This is a genomic window from Conexibacter sp. S30A1 (assembly GCF_023330665.1).
In the GTDB taxonomy this organism is placed as follows: Bacteria; Actinomycetota; Thermoleophilia; order Solirubrobacterales; family Solirubrobacteraceae; genus Palsa-465.
The window spans coordinates 2805550-2822442 of record NZ_CP097127.1 but is presented as its reverse complement, the minus strand read 5'-3'; the positions used below and the strand labels follow the sequence as shown (position 1 = coordinate 2822442).

The following is a 16893-nucleotide window of genomic DNA, read 5'->3' as shown; positions in this document are numbered from 1 at the left end:
GTCGAAGTTGGCGGTACTCAATACCCAGCGCCGACCCTGTGGAGGGACTCGATGGACGCCAACCTCGACCTGCTGCTTACGGTTGTTTACTGCATCGTTGACGATTTCCTGCCTCAACGGCCCGGAAACGCGCGTCGGAAGATCACTGATGCGGAGATCATCACCATCTCGATCGCGCAGTCGATCATGGGGATCCCGTCCGATTATCGGTTCCTCGCGCTCGCGCCCCGGCAGATCGGGCATCTGTTCCCCCACCTGCCGGAGCGAACCGCCTACCACAAGCGACGGCTGCGGCTCTCGCGGCAGATCGAGGCGCTGATCAGCGAGCTCGCCCGCCGCAGCGCGGGATACATGGACGACATGCTGCTGGTCGACTCCACCCCGGTGCAGTGCGCCCGATCGCGGGAGACGGTCAAGCGCGGCGGGCACTCCAGCCTGACTGACGCGCTCGCTAACGCCGCCGACTACGGGTATTGCGCCAGCCACAGCCGCTACTTCTACGGATTCCGGCTGCACGCCCTGTTCGCCCCCGACGGCACCCCGCGGGCGTTGGCTTTGACCTCCCCGAAGATCGACGAGAAGCTCGTGTGCCTGCAGATGGTCGCGCGGTGCGAGCGCCAGCCCGGGGTGATGCTGATGCTGATCGGCGATAAGAACTTCCGCGGCAAGGAGTTCGAGGCCGAGCTCGCTGAGCTCGACGCGACGATCCACCGTCCCCGTCGCAAGGACGAGAAGCGTCAAGCCGCCAGCACCGCGGCAGCATCGACCCCGGCGCTCCGACCGGCCTCTGAGATCACTCCCCAGCCCCGGCGCACCCACGCAAAACCCCACCAGCTGCATCTCGCGCCGATCCGCCAACGGATCGAATCGATCTTCTGGACCTTCAAAGACATCCTCACCCTGGAGCGCCACGGCGCGCGCACCCTCTCCAACCTCCGCGTCCGCCTATGCGCACGCTTCGCCGCCCTCGCCGCCGCCGTCATGCTCAACCACGAACTCGGCCGCCCCACCCGCGCGCTGGTCGACTACACCGCCTAATCCCGTGGCACTACTCATCTAGACGAAAGGTCGCGCCCGCCCATGCCACGGCGTCTATCGAGCCCCACATTCGTCGGCCGGCACGAGCATCTGGCCGCACTCAGCGAAGCGCTCGCCCGCGCCCAGCTCGGGTCACCCAACGCGGTGCTCCTGGCTGGCGAGGCCGGCATCGGCAAGAGCCGCCTGGTGAGCGAGTTCGCGCGGCGTGCCACAGCCACGGGCGCCCAGCTTCTGGTTGGCGGCTGTGTCGATGTGGGTGGTGAAGAGCTGCCTTACGCGCCGCTCATCGGAGCGCTGCGGTACCTGATGAGCACCATCGGAGCCCGGGCGACCGGCCAGCTCGCGGGTGCTGCCAGCTCCGACCTGCAACGGCTCGTACCGGAGATCACCGTGGGTAGCGAGCCGGGGGGCCCGGACAGCCAGGGCGCGGTGGCCGACCCGCTCGCCCAGTCCCGGCTCTTTCAGGGCCTGCTCGGACTGCTCAGCCGGGTCGGTTCCCGAACCCCCGTGGTGCTCGTGATCGAGGATCTGCACTGGGCCGACCAGTCAACCAAGGCGTTTCTGTCGTTTCTCTTGCGCAACGCACGCAGCGAGCGACTGCTGCTCGTGGCCACGTATCGCAGCGACGAGCTGCACCGCCGCCACCCACTGCGCGTGTTCCTCGCGGAACTGGAACGTCTGGCTGCTGTCGAACGGCTCGAGTTGAGGCCATTCGAGCGCTCCGAGCTGGCCCAACAGCTGGCCACGATCAGGGGCGAGTCACCGTCGCCCGAGCTCCTTGACGCGCTCCTGGCGCGGTCTCAGGGCAACCCGTTCTTCGCAGAGGAGCTGTTGGCCGCGGCCGACAACACCACCACCCAAGGACTCCCATCAAGCGTCCGTGAGCTGGTGCTGATGCGTGTCGAACGCCTCTCGCCACCCACGCGAGCGATGGTCCGTCACGCCGCCGTCATCGGCAGTGGCGCCGGTCACCGGCTGCTCGAGGCGGTGAGCGGGCTCGAGGCCAGCGCTCTGGCGCAGACGCTGCGCGAGGCCGTGGAGCACAACGTGCTCGTGCCTGCCAACTCGGATGAGGGTTACTCATTTCGACACGCGCTGTTGCGAGAGGCCCTCTACGACGAGCTGCTGCCGCACGAGCGGGTCTCGCTGCATGTTGAGGTCGCACGCGCGATCGAACGCGACCCGAGCCTGGCCGTGGGATCACATCGTGCGGCAACCCAGCGCGCCACGCACTGGTACGCCGCGCACGAGCAGGCCGCGGCACTGGAGGCCTGCTGTCAGGCGGCGACCGAGGACGAGCTGGTCTGGGCGTTTGCCGAAGCGCTCGGTCATCTGGAGCGAGCCCTGGAGCTCTGGGAGCGAGTGGCGGCCGGGCAGCGGCCAGACGGCACCTCGAAGCTCGACCTGCTGGCGCGCGCGGCAGAAGCGGCACACCTTTCCGGTGACAATCATCGTGCGATGGCGCTTGCGCGCAGCGCGCTTGCCCTGCTCGGCGACTCCACCGACACCGAAGCGCTGGGCGTCGCGCACGCACGGCTCGGCAGATACCTTTTGGCCGAGGAGGGCGCTGCAGAGCAGGCTCTGGCGGAGTACCAAACGGCCGCGTCGCTGGTCGGCGAGCGGTCGGCGCGGACGCGCGCGAGCATCCTTGCCGGCCAGGCGCACATCCTGATGTTGCAGGGGCGCGCGCTCGAGGCACGCGGGCCCTGCGAGCAGGCGATAGAACTGGCGCAGGCCGGCGACGACCGGGCCACAGCCTGCGATGCGTTGAACACGCTCGGCGCGATATTGGTGATTCTGGGCGCACGGGAGCAGGCGACGGAGCTGCTCAGCGAGGCCCAGACGATGGCCGAGAGCCTGGGTGCCCTGGAGCAGTTACGCCGCGCCTACATCAACCGCGCCGAGGCGCTCGAGCAGCTTGGACGCCTGGGCGATGCCGCCGATCTGACCCTGGCAGGCTGGGAGCGCCTGCGCGGTCCGCTCGGCGCTTCAGCGATCTTCCTGGCAGCCGAGGCCGGCCTGCGACTGACCAGACTCGGGCGCTGGCAGGCCGCGGATAGCCTGCTGCGCGACGCGCTCGAGCAGGACCACAAGACGCCGTTCGCCGGCATGACGTTGGCGGCCCTGGCGGAACTCAAAGCCATGCGCGGCGAGACCGACGAGGCCGAGCGGTACCTGCGCATGGCGCGCCCGCTGATGCCGCCGCATGGCGACTGGCCGATCGTTTACGCCCGGGCAGCCGCGGTGCTGCAGCTGGCTCGCGGGGACTTCACCCTCTCCACACGACTCTTAGACCCAAGCCAGCTCACCCTGCACGCCGGCCATGCGGTATTCGCCTTACCGGTTCTGGCGCTGGCGCTGCGGACCGAGGCTGAGCTGGCAGCGCAGGCGGGGCTCAGCGCTGACGGGCCGGTGCAGCAGCAGGCGCAGTCACGATCGTTGGCGTTACTGAAACGGGCCCGGGCTCTCGCTGGCCGCGAGACGTGGCCGTTGGCGGACGCGCCTGCCCCGACCTTGGCTGAACTCGAGCTCTGCGAGCTGGAGCATCGGCGAGCACTGGCCGTCGGTGACTCGATCAGGTGGCACGCGCTGGCCGATCGCTGGCAGACACTCGAGCGGCCCTATGACTGCGCATACGCGCGCATGCGCGAAGCCGAGGCCGGGCTGGCCGACGGACACGAGCGCGACCGGATCGCACAGGCGCTTCAAGTGGCTCGCGCGCTAGCTCACGCGATCGGCGCAGGTCCGCTGGTCGGGCAGATTGACCAGGTGGCGCGCAGAGCGCGGGTCCGCGTCGGTGACAATGCGCCGCGCGCAGCGTCGCAGGAACACACCGGCCTGACCGCACGGGAGCTCGAGGTGTTGGACCTGGTCGCTGCCGGCCGGACCAACCGGGAGATCGGGCAGACGCTTTACATGAGTCCCAAGACCGCGAGCGTGCACGTTTCGCGCATCCTCACGAAGCTGGACGCCAGGACCCGGGCCGAGGCCGTGGGGGCGGCCTACCGGCTCGGCCTGCTTGACGCTCACGGTCGCCATCAGCCGCCCGCGAGCGATGCCTGAGCGCGCCCGGCGCCCCCCACAGCGGTCCGCTTAGGACGCAGACAGCAGCGCTTAAGCCGTCAGCCGGCGACCAGAATGGGCGTTTGCCCGATGCGCGCGGTGGCGCTTAGCCGCATCCTGAACGGCGTCACCGTGCGAATCAGCCCGATAGGAGCTCCCTTGACCAAACGTGAATCGGAGAGCCTGGCTCACAGGCTCATCAGACCAAGACGCGTACTCGCCCTGCTCGTGGGTTTGGCAACTCTGGCGACCGCCTCCACCGCGCAAGCTGGGACGGTCCTCACATCCACGTCGTTCACGACGCCGGGCACCTACGGCTTCACCGTGCCCGCGGGAGTGACACAGATCACCTTGGAGGCGATCGGCGGGGCAGGCGGGTCATCCTGTGGCCTGGGGTCGACCAGCACCCCGGGCGGTAGCGGCGCGGCGGTGGTCGGCTCCTTCGCGGTAACGCCAGGGGAGCAGCTGACGGTTGGTGTCGGTGCCGACGGGGCCAGCAACAGCGTGGACTGCCAAAACCCGGTGGTGCCCGCTGGCACGGGAGCTGTCGGTGGTGGTGGAGCCGGCGGCACGGGCGCCGACACCGGACCCGGCGGAGCCGGCGGCGGCGGCGCGTCGGTCGTGTCGCTCTCAGCTTGGCCGGACTCCTATCTGGTCGTCGCCGGAGGCGGCGGCGGTGCCGGGTCCTTCGGCGGTGCGGGTGGTGACGCTGGTGCCGCTGGCGGGCTTGGCGGCTTCCCAACCGGGGCGGGCGGTGGCGCGCCTGGAACCACCTCTGCCGGCGGAGCTGGCGGCGCAGTTGACGGCGTTGGCACGAGCGGTGGCAACGGCATTGCTGGTGCTGGCGGCGGCGGCGGCACCGGCGGTGACACCTCAAACCTCGGCTGGGGTGGCGGTGGTGGCGGCGGCGGTTACTACGGCGGTGGTGGTGGCGGGGGCGCCACCGAGGCAGGCGGTGGCGGTGGCGGTGGCGGTGGCGCAAGCTACATCGCTCCCGACGTGATCGGCACGGGCGACCAGGGGCTGAGCTCCCAGGCGCCAGCGGTGTACATCACCTATGCGGCACCGGCGGTCACGCTGAGCAGCAGCGCGCTCTCGTTTGGCACCGTTCCACAGGGATTCGCCGGCGTCGGCCAGGTGCTGAGCGTCACCAACACGGGCTCCGCGCCACTGAGCGTCTCGGGGGTCGTTCTGTCCGGTGCGGATCCGGGCGACTACCTGGTCAGCAATGGTTGCCAGCAGCAGGTCGCCGTCGGCTCCAGCTGCCAGATCACGCTCCGCTTCGACCCCCAGGCGCAGGGTGCCAGCGCTGCCACGCTGACGCTGCTCACCAGCGCTCCGCAAGCTCCCGGCTCGGTGAGCCTCACCGGCACCGGTGGCCAGCTGCCCATGGGGTCAGCCGGCCCGCAGGGACCTGCCGGACCTCAGGGTCCCGCCGGGCAACAGGGCGCGACCGGACTGACCGGTCCCGCTGGCCCGCAGGGTCCCGCCGGCCCCGCCGGCCCCGCCGGCCCGCGAGGGCAGGCAGGTGCGCTTGAGCTGGTCACCTGTCTGACGGTGACCAGGCATATCCACGGCCACAGGTTCACGCGCCGCGAGTGCGTCACCAAGCTGGTGTCCGGAAGCATCAGGTTCGTCGTCCGTGGCGCGCTGGTCCACGCACAGCTCCTGCACAGAGGCGTCGTCTATGCGACCGGCGCGAGTGTGCGAGTCGATCGTCGCGGCCTGCGGCTATTGCTCCACGGTCGCCGTCGCCTACAGGATGGGCGATACACGCTGGTGCTGCGCGTACATAGCGGCGGACGCTGGCGGCGCGTGGCCATCGCTGAGAAGCTGGGTGCCTCCCGGCAGGCACGCTGCCGCCCCCGTGTGTGCTGAGCTGTGAACGGCCGCACACGCTCGTGACCCGCTGGAGCGCGAGCGTACATGGCGACCCACGCTGCCGTATACCTCCCAGGCAGCCGGCCCGCAGCGCCAACCCCGGCGCGCCGCCGCGAGCAGCCACCGATGAGCAACGACACGCCACCAGCCCGCGACCAGCAGCGCGCCGTCGTGCTGCTGGTCGCGGGCTGCTTCTTCATGGAGATGCTCGACGGCACGATCGTCACAACCTCGGCGCCGCGCATCGCCCGTGCGCTGGCGGTGCCGGTCGGCAGCATCGCGCTGGTGATCACCGCCTACCTGGTGACGCTGGCGGTGCTGATCCCGCTCAGCAGCTGGCTCGCCGCGCGCGTCGGGGCGAGGGCCACGTTCCTGGCGGCGATCGTGCTGTTCACGCTCGCCTCCGCCGGTTGCGCGCTCTCCGCAAGCTTCGCGGAGCTCGTGGCGATGCGCGTCCTGCAGGGTGCCGGGGCCGCGATGATGGTGCCCGTCGGCCGCCTGATGGTGCTCGCACCGGCGAAGTCAAGTGACCTGCTGGCGCTCACGGCGCTGCTCGTCTGGCCCGGGCTCATTGCACCGGTCCTGGCGCCGCTGGCCGGTGGCCTGATCACGACCTACGCGAACTGGCATTGGCTGTTTGCGATCAACCTGCCGCTCGGCCTGCTCGCGCTGCTGGTGGGCGTGCGGATCGTGCATCCGCCCTCGCTCCCGCCGGCAGGTGGGCTGGATGTGGCGGGCCTGCTGCTCGTCGGCACGGGGCTCGGCGCCATCACGTTCACCGCCGACCTGCTGGCGCAACAGCGCATCGACTGGCCGCTGGTCGCGGCCATCGGCCTACCATCGGCGCTGCTGCTCGCCGGGGCCGTGGTGCACCTGCGCAAGGCCACCGAGCCACTGGTCAACCTACGCCTGGCCCGCATCCGCACGTTCCGTGCGGCCCTGGCCGGCACGGCGTTTCACTTCACCGCACTCAGCGCCGCGCCGTTTCTGGCGCCGCTGCTATTTGAGGAGGTCTTTCACTGGAGCCCGGTCCACGCCGGCTCGGTCGTGCTGCTGATCTTCGTCGGTAACGTCGGCGCCAAGGCGGTGGCCAACAGCCTCTATGGCCGCTACGGCTTCCGGCCGGTGCTGGTCGCCTCCACCGCGGCGCTCGCCGTGTCGCTCGTGCTGCTGGCGCTCACCGGGCCCGCGACGCCACTCGTGCTGCTGGCCGCGGTCCTGTTGCTGTCCGGCGCAGGCCGCTCGGTCGGCGCCACCGGCTACGCGGCCGTGATCTTCGCCGACGTTCCCCCGGCCGAGATGCGCCATGCCAACACGCTCTCACTCACCACCCAGCAACTGGGCGGCAGTTGGGGGGTTGCGCTGGCGGCGATCGCACTGCGCCTGGGCGACCCGCTCGGCCGGCTGTTCGGGGGAACTGCGGATGCCCGCACCGCCTACGCCGTCGCCCTCACGCTGATCGCCTGCGTGGCGCTCCTATCCACGGCGCAGGCGCTGCGCCTGCATCCGGCGGCAGGCCAGGCGCTGCGCGGCTAGCCTCAAGCACGCGATGATCACCGTCTGCCTGCCCGACAGAAACGCGCTGGAGCTCACCGAGCCGCTGCCCGACGGCGTACGGGTGATCCTCTGGAACGGCACCGGCACCCCACCTGCGGGCATCGAGGAGACAGAGTTCGCGCTCGCCGGGCAGGGTCTGCCACTTGAGACGATGCTCGCGCGGATGCCGAACGTGCGCGTGGTCCAGTCGCTCAGCGCGGGTGTCGACCACCTCTCCGGCAGAATCCCCGCCGGTGTCACGCTCTGTGACGCGCGCGGCGTCCACGGCGCCGCGGTCGCCGAGTGGATCCTGGCGGTGATCCTCGCGAGCCTGCGCGAGCTGCCGCACTTCATCCACGCGCAGGCGCGACACGAGTGGTCAGCGCAGCGCCCCGCCGCCGAGCTGGCGGGCAAACGGGTGCTGATCGTCGGCGCCGGCGACCTGGGCGAGCAGACCGCCAGCAGGCTGCGGGCCTTTGACGCCTCACCGACGCTGGTCGGGCGGCACGCTCGCAACGAAGGCAGCGTCGCCGTGCACGGGACCGGCGAGCTACCTGGCCTGCTTCCCGACGCGGACATCGTGGTGGTGGTGGTGCCGCTCACCCACGAAACCGAGCGCATGGTGGACGCCGCGTTCCTGGCGGCGATGCCCGACGGCGCGCTGCTGGTCAACGCCGCCCGCGGACGGGTGCTCGACACCGCCGCGCTGCTCGCCGAGCTCGAGGCGGGCAGGCTGCAGGCGGCACTGGACGTGACCGACCCGGAGCCGCTGCCGGCTGACCACCCCCTCTGGAACGCCCCCAACCTGTTGCTCACACCGCATGTGGCCGGCACCGTCGTGGGCTTCCCGGCGCGCGCCTACGCGCTGGTGCGCGCGCAGCTCGGGCGGCTTGTCAGCGGCGAGCCGCTCGTCAACGTCGTGCAGGGCGAATACTGATCAGGACGGCCGCTGCTCGGCCCGGAACTGCTCGAGCGCAGCCCGCTCACTGTCGCTCAGCGGTCGCGAGCGCCGCTGCTGCACATCCCAGGCAACGAGCACCGAGACTCCGTCGGCCGCCAGCTCGCCGTCGGCCCGCACGATCCGCTGTGCGGCTGTGATGCTCGAGCGCCCGACCTCGAGCACCTCCATCGTCACCTCGACGTGGCGATAGGTCAGGGGAATCTCGCGCCGGTAGTTGAGCTCCACCCGCGCCAGCACAAATGCGCCGCCCGCCGGCGTGGCCAGCGCCTGCATCATCGCGATGCGTGCCTCCTCCAGCAGCTCGTGGTAGACGGCCTGGTTCAGATGCCCGAGCGCATCCATGTCGCCCCAGCGCAGAGCCACCTGGTAGCGACCCGTACGGTCCGGCTGCGGTGCTGTTGCTGACACTTGGCGGCGTTCCCTTCTACATTGCGAAGATCAGTGGGATCTGTAAAGGAAGCACACCCGCTTGACCCGATGGCGGACGAGCCCGCGGAGGGGCGCGTCTACGCCATCCATCGGCGCGCGCATCTGGCCGACTGCGCGCCCTCAGGCAGGATGCGGTTGGACGCCCTGGCGCGCTGGATGCAGGACGCCGCCTACGCCGACATGGAGGACGCCGGCCTGGAGCGCGTCGCCGTCTGGGTGCTGCGCCGCCACCGCGTCAAGGTGCTGCACTTCCCGAGCTTCGGCGACAGCTGCGAGGTGCGCACGTTCTGCAGCGGGATCGGCCGCATGTGGGCCGAGCGCCGCACCACGGTCACGCTCGCATCCAGCACGAGCAAGCCGCTGGTCGAGTCGGTCGCGCTCTGGGTTCACCTCGATCCGGAGCGACGCCTGCCAAGCCTGGTCACCGAGACCGAGCGCGCCGTCTACGCCGCCGCCGCCGGTGGCCGCAAGGTGCTCGCCCGGCTGCGCCACCCCCGTCCAGAGGGGCGCACGATCGACAGCCAGTGGCGCTGGCGCTTCCGCCGCACCGACGCCGACATCGCCGATCACGTCAACAATGCCGCCTACTGGGAGCCGCTCGAAGACGAGCTGCTCGGCGCCGAGCACGAGCTCACCCAGATCGACGCCGAGCTCGAGTTCCGTACCCCCGCCCAGCCCGGCCCGGCCCGCATCCTGAGCGCCGGCCAGCGCCGCTGGATCGCCGCCACCGACGGCGATGAGCTCTACGCGTCGTTTGCGCTGGAGAGCATCACCACCGCGCCGCGCAGCGGCTGAGCGCAGCGGACGATCTCTGGACATCGGGACAAAGCACCCGGCGCCGCAAACCGCGATCATCTGTACAAACCTCACGATCGCGGGAGGCGAAGATGAACACTGAACGAGCCCGGGCATACCAGCGAGTCGTCCACACCCTCTCCGAGCTGGGTCCCGCCAAGCTGCAGCCGGACGAGCAGGAACGGATCCGCTACACAGCCGACAACCTCATCCTCTGCGCCGACCTGAGCGACGACGACACGGCCCGTGACTCGCTTGAGGACACCGAGCTGCTCTGCGAGGTGCTGGTGCAGAGCGGCCGTTGGGAGCGCGTCACCGCCGAGCGCCTGATCGAGGATCTGCGCGCCTGTGGCCCAGAGCTGCCGCGCGACCTCACGCACGCCCGCTGAGAGCGCTGGCGCGGGCCCGCTGGCCCGCGCCCACCGACGCCGCTACGTCAGCGCCGCCCACAGCTGTGCGAGCTCGGCGGAATCCGGCGCCCAGCGGGCCGCGGCGGCGTTGGCCTGCACCTGCTCGGGGCCGGTCGCGCCGGTGATCACACTGGCGACCGCGGGCCGCGCGAGCAGCGCGCCGATCGCCACCTCCGCGGGTTCCAGGCCGCGCGCGGAGGCGTAGCTGCAGAGCGCCTCGACCACCCGCCACTGCTCCTCGCTTGCGAGTTGCTCACGCCCGGCCAGGCGCGCGCCAGCGGGCGCCGCCTGGCCGCGACGGTACTTGCCGGTCAAGAGACCTGAGGCGAGCGGGTAGTAGGGAATGAAGGCCAGCTCGAGCTCATCGCAGAGCCCCAGCACCTCCTGCTCGGGCTCGCGGTGCAGCAGGCTGTATTCGTTCTGGATCGCGGTGAAGCGGGTGAGCCCGTGCGCGCGCGCCACCTGGTCGGCCTCGCGGATCTGGGCGGCGCTGAAGTTGGAGGCGCCGATCGCGCGCACCTTCCCGGCCCGCACCAGCTCATCGAGCGCCTCGAGCGTCTGGTCGATCGGCGTCACCCCGTCGGGGCGGTGGTACCAGTAGAGGTCGATGACATCGGTCTGCAGCCGGCGCAGCGAGCCCTCGCAGGCGTGGCGGATGTACTCGGGCGCGCCCCGCGGCCCCTCCCAGCCATCACCCAGGTCCATGCCGAACTTGGTGGCCAGCACGACCTCCTCCCGGCGCGACCTGAGCGCCTCGCCCATGTACTGCTCGCTGAGCGTGTTGCCGTAGCGGTCGGCGGTGTCGAGGAACGTGACGCCGAGCGCGATGGCGCGCTCCAGCACCGCGCGCGTGCCGGCGAGGTCCAGGCGATTGCCGAACTGGTTGCAGCCGAGGCCGATCACCGAAACGGGGATGGCGCTGTGCCCCAGCGGGCGGGTGGGGATGGTCGTCATGCCCATGATGGTGGCAGGCGATCGACCGCCGCGTAACCGCGGACGACGGGGTTTGCTTACACGAACCTGACACGTGGCCAGCTAGGCTGGGTATAGAAGACAGGCGCGGCTAGAATCGTCGCGCTAGAGTCCGGCGCGGGCCCGCTGACGCGGTTACTCCTACGTCGGGCGACCGTCATAGCAGCTGTGATCCCGACTCGCTACCAACCCTCCATGGAAAACCTCGCGGAGTTCATCCGAGAGCACCCGTGGTGGCAGTGGCTCACGCGGACCCCCTTCTCGGCGAAGATGACCAAGTACGCGCTGAGCTCGGTGATCGCGTTCATGCTCTCGAACGTCGCCTTCGCCTTCAGCTACTGGCTCGGCTTGGGCACCACGGCCTGCTCGGTGATCGCCTTCGTCTCCGCGGCGGTCCCCAACTGGATCATGAACCGCCGCTGGGCATGGCAGCAGACCGGCCGGGCTCCCGTGAAGCAGATCGTCGCCTACGCCGCCGTCTCGGCGATCGTGCTGGTCGCCACGTCATGGGCCACGGGGCTGGCCAACCACGAGGTTCACGTCTACAACATCCCCAACCACACGGGCCTGCGGTTGCTGATCGTGACCGGATCGTTCGTCCTGATCACGGTCGTGCTGTTCTTCGTGAAGTTCGCGATCTACGAGTTTTTGATCTTCCCGGGTCGCCGCGAGGCGCGGCGGGCGCTGGCTGGGCTCGATGCCCAGCGTGGCGCGCTTGCAGCCGAGCCGCAGGTCGAGCGCGAGCCCGCGCTCTCGACGAGCATCTCAGCCTAGGCGGGCCCGGCTATGCGCCGCGGCGTCGGCGCCTCAGCTCGCGCCAGTAGGTCGTCAGGATCGCGCGCGCGAAGCGCAACCCGTAGAGCAGGTTCGGCCCCTTCTTGGTGAGCGTTGCACCGTCCGGGCGGTCGCGCATGGTGGTCGGCACCTCCATGATGCGGAAGTCGTTCATGGCGGTGGCGATCAGCAGCTCTGAGGTCTGGTACTGGGTCTGCTCGAGCTTGACGGTCAACGGCACCACGGTGCGGAAGGCGCGGATCCCGGATGCCGGGTCGGTGATGCGCTGGCGCAAAAGCAGCGTGATCAGACCGCCAAAGAAGATGACGCCGGCGTGGCGCACCGGGTCGGTCGTGAGCTCCGTCCCCAGGCGCCGAGAGCCGTTGACGAAGTCCGCGCGACCGTCCAGGATCGGCTGAAGCACACGGTCAAGCTCGCTCTCGTTGTACTGCCCGTCCGCATCCGTGGTGGCGATCACGGTCGCACCGCGCTTGTAGGCCAGCCAGTACCCGAGCATGAAGATCAGCCCCTGACCGCGGTTGACGGGCACGGCGCAGACGAGCGCGCCGGCGTCCGCAGCCTCCTGGGCCGTGCGGTCGCTGGAACCGTCGTCGACGACGATCACCTCCACGGCCTTGCCGGCGATCTCGCGGGGGATACCGCGCACGACCGCGGCCACGGTGGGCTCCTCGTTGAAGGCCGGGATCACAACGGCGATCGGCGCGCCTTCACCGGCAGGATGGGCACTGAAGAACGTGCGCACAGCGTCTCGCTCCTCGGCCGGGCGGGCGAGGATCTCCTGCTCGAGCGTGGCGGCGCCCGCTTCTTGAGCGGTCACCGGCGTCCCTCGTCGCTAACCGTCTGATGACTGCGGTCCATCAAGTCTCCTTTTGCATTTCAGCCGGCCTGCGGCAGTGGCCGGCGGGCCGTCCAAGGCGCAGCAGAGTGTGCGCTCGGGCGCCGCACCGACGGCCGATGGTAGCGAGCGCACGCCAGGACTGGCGGCTCGGCCTGCCTGCACGGGCTGTTGCATGCAACCTAGCCTGGTGCATGCAAGTTCGGGTTCAGACGGCTAAGCTGCACCCCTGGAGACGACTCTACTCGGGAGGGATGCGATGGGGAGTTTGCGCGAGAGCCTGGCTGCGCCGGAGGCGTTTGTGATCGCCGCGGAGCTTGTGACGAGCCGCGGCGTGCTCGAGCAGCGTGACGGCCAGCAGGTCTGGGACCTGGCCCAGCAGCTCGCCGAGTGTCCGCAGGTGGATGTGGTGTCTTTGACCGACAACCCCGGTGGCAATCCGATGATCGCGCCGGACATGCTCGCCAACCGCATGCGCGAGCTGGGCCAGGAGGTGATCCTGCACTTCGCGTGCAAGGACATGAACCGCAACGGCATCGAGTCGCGCGCGTGGAAGGCGGCCTCGGCCGGCCTGAACAACATCCTGGCGCTGACCGGCGACTATCCGGTGGCGGGCCAGTCGGGCACGGCGGCACCGGTCTTCGACATCGACTCGGTCGGGCTGCTGAAGCTGCTTGCCGACATGAACGCCGGTGTCGAGGAGGCGCGCGCGCCGGACGGCCGCCTGGCGCAGACCGACTTCTTTCTGGGCTGTGTGGTCACCAACCACAAGCTGCACGAGCGCGAGGTGATGCCGCAGTACCTCAAACTCGAGAAGAAGGTGCGGGCGGGGGCGTCGTTTGCGATCAATCAGGTGGGGTTCAACGCCCGCAAGGACAGCGAGCTCTTGCTCTGGACGCAGGCGCGCGGGTTGCCGGTGAAGCTGATCGCCAACGTCTATCTGCTGACGCGTGGGGTGGCACGCGTCTTCCACGCGGGCCGCATCCCGGGCGTGGTCGTCTCCGACGAGCTTTTGGCTCTCGCCGAGCACCACGGGGCCGGAGCTGACCGCGGCCGCGAGTTCTTCGTCGACTTCGCCGCCAAGCAGGTCGCGGTAGCCCGCGGCATGGGCTTCGCGGGCGCCTACCTGGGCGGGCACATGCCGATCGACACCTACGTGGAGATCCTCGAGCGCGCCGCCGCGATCTCAGGCGATCAGTGGCGCGAGGCCGCACGCGAGATCCATTACGGGCGGCCCGGGGAGTTCTACCTCTACGGGCGCGACGAGCAGACGGGCCTATCGAACGGCATCGAGCGCGAGGAGTACCTGGAGAGCCGCCGCAAGCGGCGCACCGACCTGAAGGTCCCAGCCCGCTACCGCCTGAGCCGCGTGATGCACAACGCGCTCTTCGCCCAGGACGCCCCGCTGTTCGGGGTCGGCACGCGCGTCTACGGGCAGCTCGAGCAATCCTCGCCCGGACTGAGGCGCGTCGCGCACGCGTTCGAGCAGGCGGTGAAGGTGCCCATGTTTGGCTGTCAGGACTGTGGCGACTGCTCGCTGCCGGACATCGCCTACGTCTGCCCGGAGGGACCGTGCGCGAAGAACCAGCGCAACGGCCCCTGCGGCGGCACCCGTGACGGCCTCTGCGAGGTCTATGACAGCGAGTGCATCTGGGCGCAGGCCTACGAACGGCTCAAGGCCTACGGCGAGGAGGACGGCCTCGTCGACGGGCCGGTGGTGATCAAGAACAACGCGCTGCGAGGCACGAGCGCCTGGGCCAACACGTTCCTGGGTCGTGACCACAACGCCAAGCACAGCGGCACCGCCGACACGGGGCCGGACAGGGGGAAGCACTGAAGATGAGCCGATCGAACGTCGCCAGGCTGCTCGTTTCCTGCCGCGACCGCGAGGGGATCGTCGCCTCGCTGTCGGGCGCATTGGCGGATGTGGGCGCCAACATCATCACCTCCGACCAGTTCTCATCAGACCCCTACGGCGGCAGCTTCTCGCTGCGTATGGAGTTCTACGTTCCCAACCCGGACGAGCGGCTGGCGCAGCTCGAGCAGCGCCTGGCGGAGCTGGGCTCCAAGCTGGAGCTCGACTACCGCCTCGTCGACGCGCGCCGGCGCAAGCGGGTGGCGCTGTTCGTCTCGCGCTACGACCACTGCCTGCTCGACCTGCTGTGGCGCTGGCGTCGCGGCGAGCTCGGGATGGACGTGATCGCCGTGGTCTCAAACCACCCCGATCTGCGCGACGAGGTGGCCCGCTTCGGCGTTCCCTACCACCACATACCGGTGAACAAGGAGACCAAGTCAGACGCCGAGCGGGCGCAGATCGACCTGCTCTGTGGCGAGGCCGAGCTGATCGTGCTGGCCCGGTACATGCAGGTGCTCTCCGACGACTTTTTGCGGCGGATCGGCTGCCCGGTGATCAACATCCATCACTCGTTCCTGCCGGCGTTCGCCGGCGCGGGCCCGTACCTGCGCGCCCACCACCGCGGCGTGAAGCTGATCGGCGCCACAGCGCACTACGCCACCGAGGACCTCGACGAGGGTCCGATCATCGAGCAGGACGTGATCCGCGTCACCCACCGCGAGGGGCCCGGTGAGCTCGAACGGATCGGCGCGGACGTCGAGCGCACGGTGCTCGCCCGCGCGGTCAACTGGCATCTGGATGACCGCGTGCTGTTGCAGGGCCACCGCACGATCGTCTTCTGAGCCGCCGCGGGCCGTTGGCCTTGCATACAATGGCGCTAGCTGCATGCAATAACTCAAAGAGGAGGAGAGGAACTTGACACCTTCCAACCTGCAGGAAGTGCTTGACGGCGCCGGCAACACCGTCAAGCTGCTGCGCGACTCGAAGCTTGGCACCTATATCTACCCGGTCGTCCCGGCCGAGTTCAGCAACTGGCGTCGCGAACAGAAGGCCTGGCGCGAGACCGCGGTGCTCTACGACCAGTCCCACCACATGGTCAACGTGTTCCTCAAGGGCCCGGACGCGATCCGGCTGATCGAGCGCACGGCGATCAACTCGGTCGCCAACTTCCCCGTCGGGCGTGCCAAGCAGTACATCCCCACCGCCTCAAACGGTGGCGTTATCGGTGACGGCATCCTGTTCCATGACGCAGAGGACAGCTACATCTTCGTCGGCCGAGCCCCGGCCTCCAACTGGCTGAAGTACCACGCTGAGACCGGCGGCTACAACGACCTTGAGGTCATCTACGACGACCGCTCGCCGTCGCGCCCCTACGGCAAGGCCGTCAGCCGGCGGCTGTGGCGCTTTGAGATCCAGGGTCCCAACGCCTGGCCGGTGATCGAGAAGCTGAACGGCGGCCCCGTGGACCAGCTCAAGTTCTTCCACATGGGCAGCATGAAGATCGGTGGCGAGACCTACCCAACGCTGCGCCACGGCATGGCCGGCGCTCCCGGACTCGAGATCTGGGGTCCGTATGAGAGCTACGAGCGCGTCCGCGAAACGATCCTCGAGGCCGGCGAGGAGTTCGGCCTGCTGCCGGTCGGCTCGCGCGCCTACTCGTCAAACACGCTCGAGTCCGGTTGGATCCCCTCGCCGCTGCCGGCGATCTACTCAAGCGAAGCCGAGCGTGGCTTCCGCGAGTGGCTACCGGCCAACTCCTACGAGGCAACCCAGGTGCTCTCAGGCAGCTTCGTCTCAGACAACATCGAGGACTACTACACCAACCCCTACGACCTCGGCTACGGCCACATCGTCAAGTTCGACCACGACTTCATCGGCCGCGAGGCGCTTGAGGCGCTCGACCCCGAAGCCCAGCGCAAGAAGGTGACGCTCGCCTGGAACGCGGATGACCTGACGGAGATCTTCGCCTCGCTGCTGGACGTCGAAGGGCCCGGCTACCAGGTCTTTGACCTGCCCAACGCCAACTACGGCTCGTCGAACTTCGACTCCGTAGTGGACGCCGACGGCACCGTTGTGGGCTTCTCGATGTTCACCGGCTACAGCGCCAACGAGCGCCGCGGGCTGTCGCTGGCGACGGTCGCGCCCGAGATCCCGATCGGTACCGAGCTGCACGTCGTCTGGGGCGAGCCCGCGCCAACGGGCAAGACCAACGTCGAGCCGCACATCCAGAAGCACGTGCGCGTGGTCGTCTCGCCGGTGCCCTACGCCGTCACCGCCCGCACCGAGTACGCCGAGGGCTGGCGGACCGCCGCCCGCTAGGCGG

Annotated in this window: 14 protein-coding genes; 11 read left to right on the top strand and 3 right to left on the bottom strand. The window is 69.5% G+C overall.

Annotated features, from left to right (window positions below; genetic code table 11):
* The first annotated feature begins 51 nt into the window (after nt 1-51).
* The 5 genes from M3M54_RS13565 (at nt 52) to M3M54_RS13545 (ending at nt 8455) form a co-directional block, all read left to right on the top strand.
* Nucleotides 52-1038: a transposase gene (locus M3M54_RS13565; protein WP_249019574.1), complete on the top strand. Its 987-nt coding sequence runs from the start codon at nt 52-54 to the stop codon at nt 1036-1038.
* Between the two features lie 42 nt (nt 1039-1080).
* Nucleotides 1081-4101 (top strand): AAA family ATPase, encoded by a 3021-nt coding sequence (locus M3M54_RS13560; RefSeq protein ID WP_249019573.1) that lies wholly within the window; start codon nt 1081-1083, stop codon nt 4099-4101.
* Nucleotides 4102-4260: 159 nt separating this feature from the next.
* Nucleotides 4261-5979 (top strand): choice-of-anchor D domain-containing protein, encoded by a 1719-nt coding sequence (locus M3M54_RS16815; protein WP_305883083.1) that lies wholly within the window; start codon nt 4261-4263, stop codon nt 5977-5979.
* Nucleotides 5980-6108: 129 nt separating this feature from the next.
* On the top strand, nt 6109-7518 hold the full coding sequence (locus tag M3M54_RS13550; RefSeq protein WP_249019572.1) for an MFS transporter: 1410 nt from the start codon (nt 6109-6111) through the stop codon (nt 7516-7518).
* 16 nt (nt 7519-7534) lie between these two features.
* The gene (locus M3M54_RS13545) at nt 7535-8455 is read left to right on the top strand and encodes a 2-hydroxyacid dehydrogenase (RefSeq protein WP_371878677.1); all 921 of its coding nucleotides are present in this window, start codon (nt 7535-7537) and stop codon (nt 8453-8455) included.
* Here M3M54_RS13545 and M3M54_RS13540 read toward each other — a convergent pair whose 3' ends face one another.
* Nucleotides 8456-8887 (bottom strand): thioesterase family protein, encoded by a 432-nt coding sequence (locus tag M3M54_RS13540; protein ID WP_249019570.1) that lies wholly within the window; start codon nt 8885-8887, stop codon nt 8456-8458.
* Nucleotides 8888-8920: 33 nt separating this feature from the next.
* On the opposite strand from M3M54_RS13540, the gene M3M54_RS13535 reads away from it, so the two are divergent.
* Both M3M54_RS13535 and M3M54_RS13530 read left to right on the top strand, forming a co-directional pair.
* On the top strand, nt 8921-9703 hold the full coding sequence (locus tag M3M54_RS13535) for an acyl-ACP thioesterase domain-containing protein (protein WP_249019569.1): 783 nt from the start codon (nt 8921-8923) through the stop codon (nt 9701-9703).
* Between the two features lie 92 nt (nt 9704-9795).
* Entirely contained in the window at nt 9796-10092 is a 297-nt protein-coding gene (locus tag M3M54_RS13530; RefSeq protein ID WP_249019568.1) for a hypothetical protein, read from the top strand.
* A 42-nt stretch (nt 10093-10134) separates the two neighbouring features.
* Here M3M54_RS13530 and M3M54_RS13525 read toward each other — a convergent pair whose 3' ends face one another.
* Nucleotides 10135-11073: an aldo/keto reductase gene (locus tag M3M54_RS13525; RefSeq protein ID WP_371878595.1), complete on the bottom strand. Its 939-nt coding sequence runs from the start codon at nt 11071-11073 to the stop codon at nt 10135-10137.
* A 207-nt stretch (nt 11074-11280) separates the two neighbouring features.
* Here M3M54_RS13525 and M3M54_RS13520 point away from each other — a divergent pair, with 207 nt between their 5' ends.
* Nucleotides 11281-11859, top strand: coding sequence for a GtrA family protein (locus tag M3M54_RS13520; RefSeq protein WP_249019566.1), 579 nt, complete (start codon nt 11281-11283; stop codon nt 11857-11859).
* A gap of 10 nt (nt 11860-11869) precedes the next feature.
* On the opposite strand, the gene M3M54_RS13515 is transcribed toward M3M54_RS13520, so the two are convergent.
* Nucleotides 11870-12697: a glycosyltransferase family 2 protein gene (locus tag M3M54_RS13515; RefSeq protein ID WP_249019565.1), complete on the bottom strand. Its 828-nt coding sequence runs from the start codon at nt 12695-12697 to the stop codon at nt 11870-11872.
* A 277-nt stretch (nt 12698-12974) separates the two neighbouring features.
* On the opposite strand from M3M54_RS13515, the gene M3M54_RS13510 reads away from it, so the two are divergent.
* The 3 genes from M3M54_RS13510 (at nt 12975) to M3M54_RS13500 (ending at nt 16889) form a co-directional block, all read left to right on the top strand.
* Nucleotides 12975-14552 carry a methylenetetrahydrofolate reductase C-terminal domain-containing protein gene (locus M3M54_RS13510; protein ID WP_249019564.1) on the top strand — a complete coding sequence of 526 codons (1578 nt, stop codon included), beginning with the start codon at nt 12975-12977 and terminating at the stop codon, nt 14550-14552.
* A gap of 2 nt (nt 14553-14554) precedes the next feature.
* Nucleotides 14555-15412 (top strand): formyltetrahydrofolate deformylase, encoded by an 858-nt coding sequence (gene purU, locus M3M54_RS13505; protein ID WP_249019563.1) that lies wholly within the window; start codon nt 14555-14557, stop codon nt 15410-15412.
* A gap of 73 nt (nt 15413-15485) precedes the next feature.
* The gene (locus M3M54_RS13500) at nt 15486-16889 is read left to right on the top strand and encodes a hypothetical protein (protein WP_249019562.1); all 1404 of its coding nucleotides are present in this window, start codon (nt 15486-15488) and stop codon (nt 16887-16889) included.
* The last annotated feature ends 4 nt before the right edge of the window (nt 16890-16893 follow it).

Bases quoted from the DNA above. Each gene is read 5' to 3' on its own strand.
- M3M54_RS13565 (WP_249019574.1), top strand. From the start codon at position 52: ATGGACGCCAACCTCGACCTGCTGCTTACGGTTGTTTACTGCATCGTT.
- M3M54_RS13560 (WP_249019573.1), top strand. From the start codon at position 1,081: ATGCCACGGCGTCTATCGAGCCCCACATTCGTCGGCCGGCACGAGCAT.
- M3M54_RS13550 (WP_249019572.1), top strand. From the start codon at position 6,109: ATGAGCAACGACACGCCACCAGCCCGCGACCAGCAGCGCGCCGTCGTG.
- M3M54_RS13530 (WP_249019568.1), top strand. From the start codon at position 9,796: ATGAACACTGAACGAGCCCGGGCATACCAGCGAGTCGTCCACACCCTC.
- M3M54_RS13525 (WP_371878595.1), bottom strand. From the start codon at position 11,073: ATGGGCATGACGACCATCCCCACCCGCCCGCTGGGGCACAGCGCCATC.
- M3M54_RS13520 (WP_249019566.1), top strand. From the start codon at position 11,281: ATGGAAAACCTCGCGGAGTTCATCCGAGAGCACCCGTGGTGGCAGTGG.
- M3M54_RS13510 (WP_249019564.1), top strand. From the start codon at position 12,975: ATGGGGAGTTTGCGCGAGAGCCTGGCTGCGCCGGAGGCGTTTGTGATC.
- purU (WP_249019563.1), top strand. From the start codon at position 14,555: ATGAGCCGATCGAACGTCGCCAGGCTGCTCGTTTCCTGCCGCGACCGC.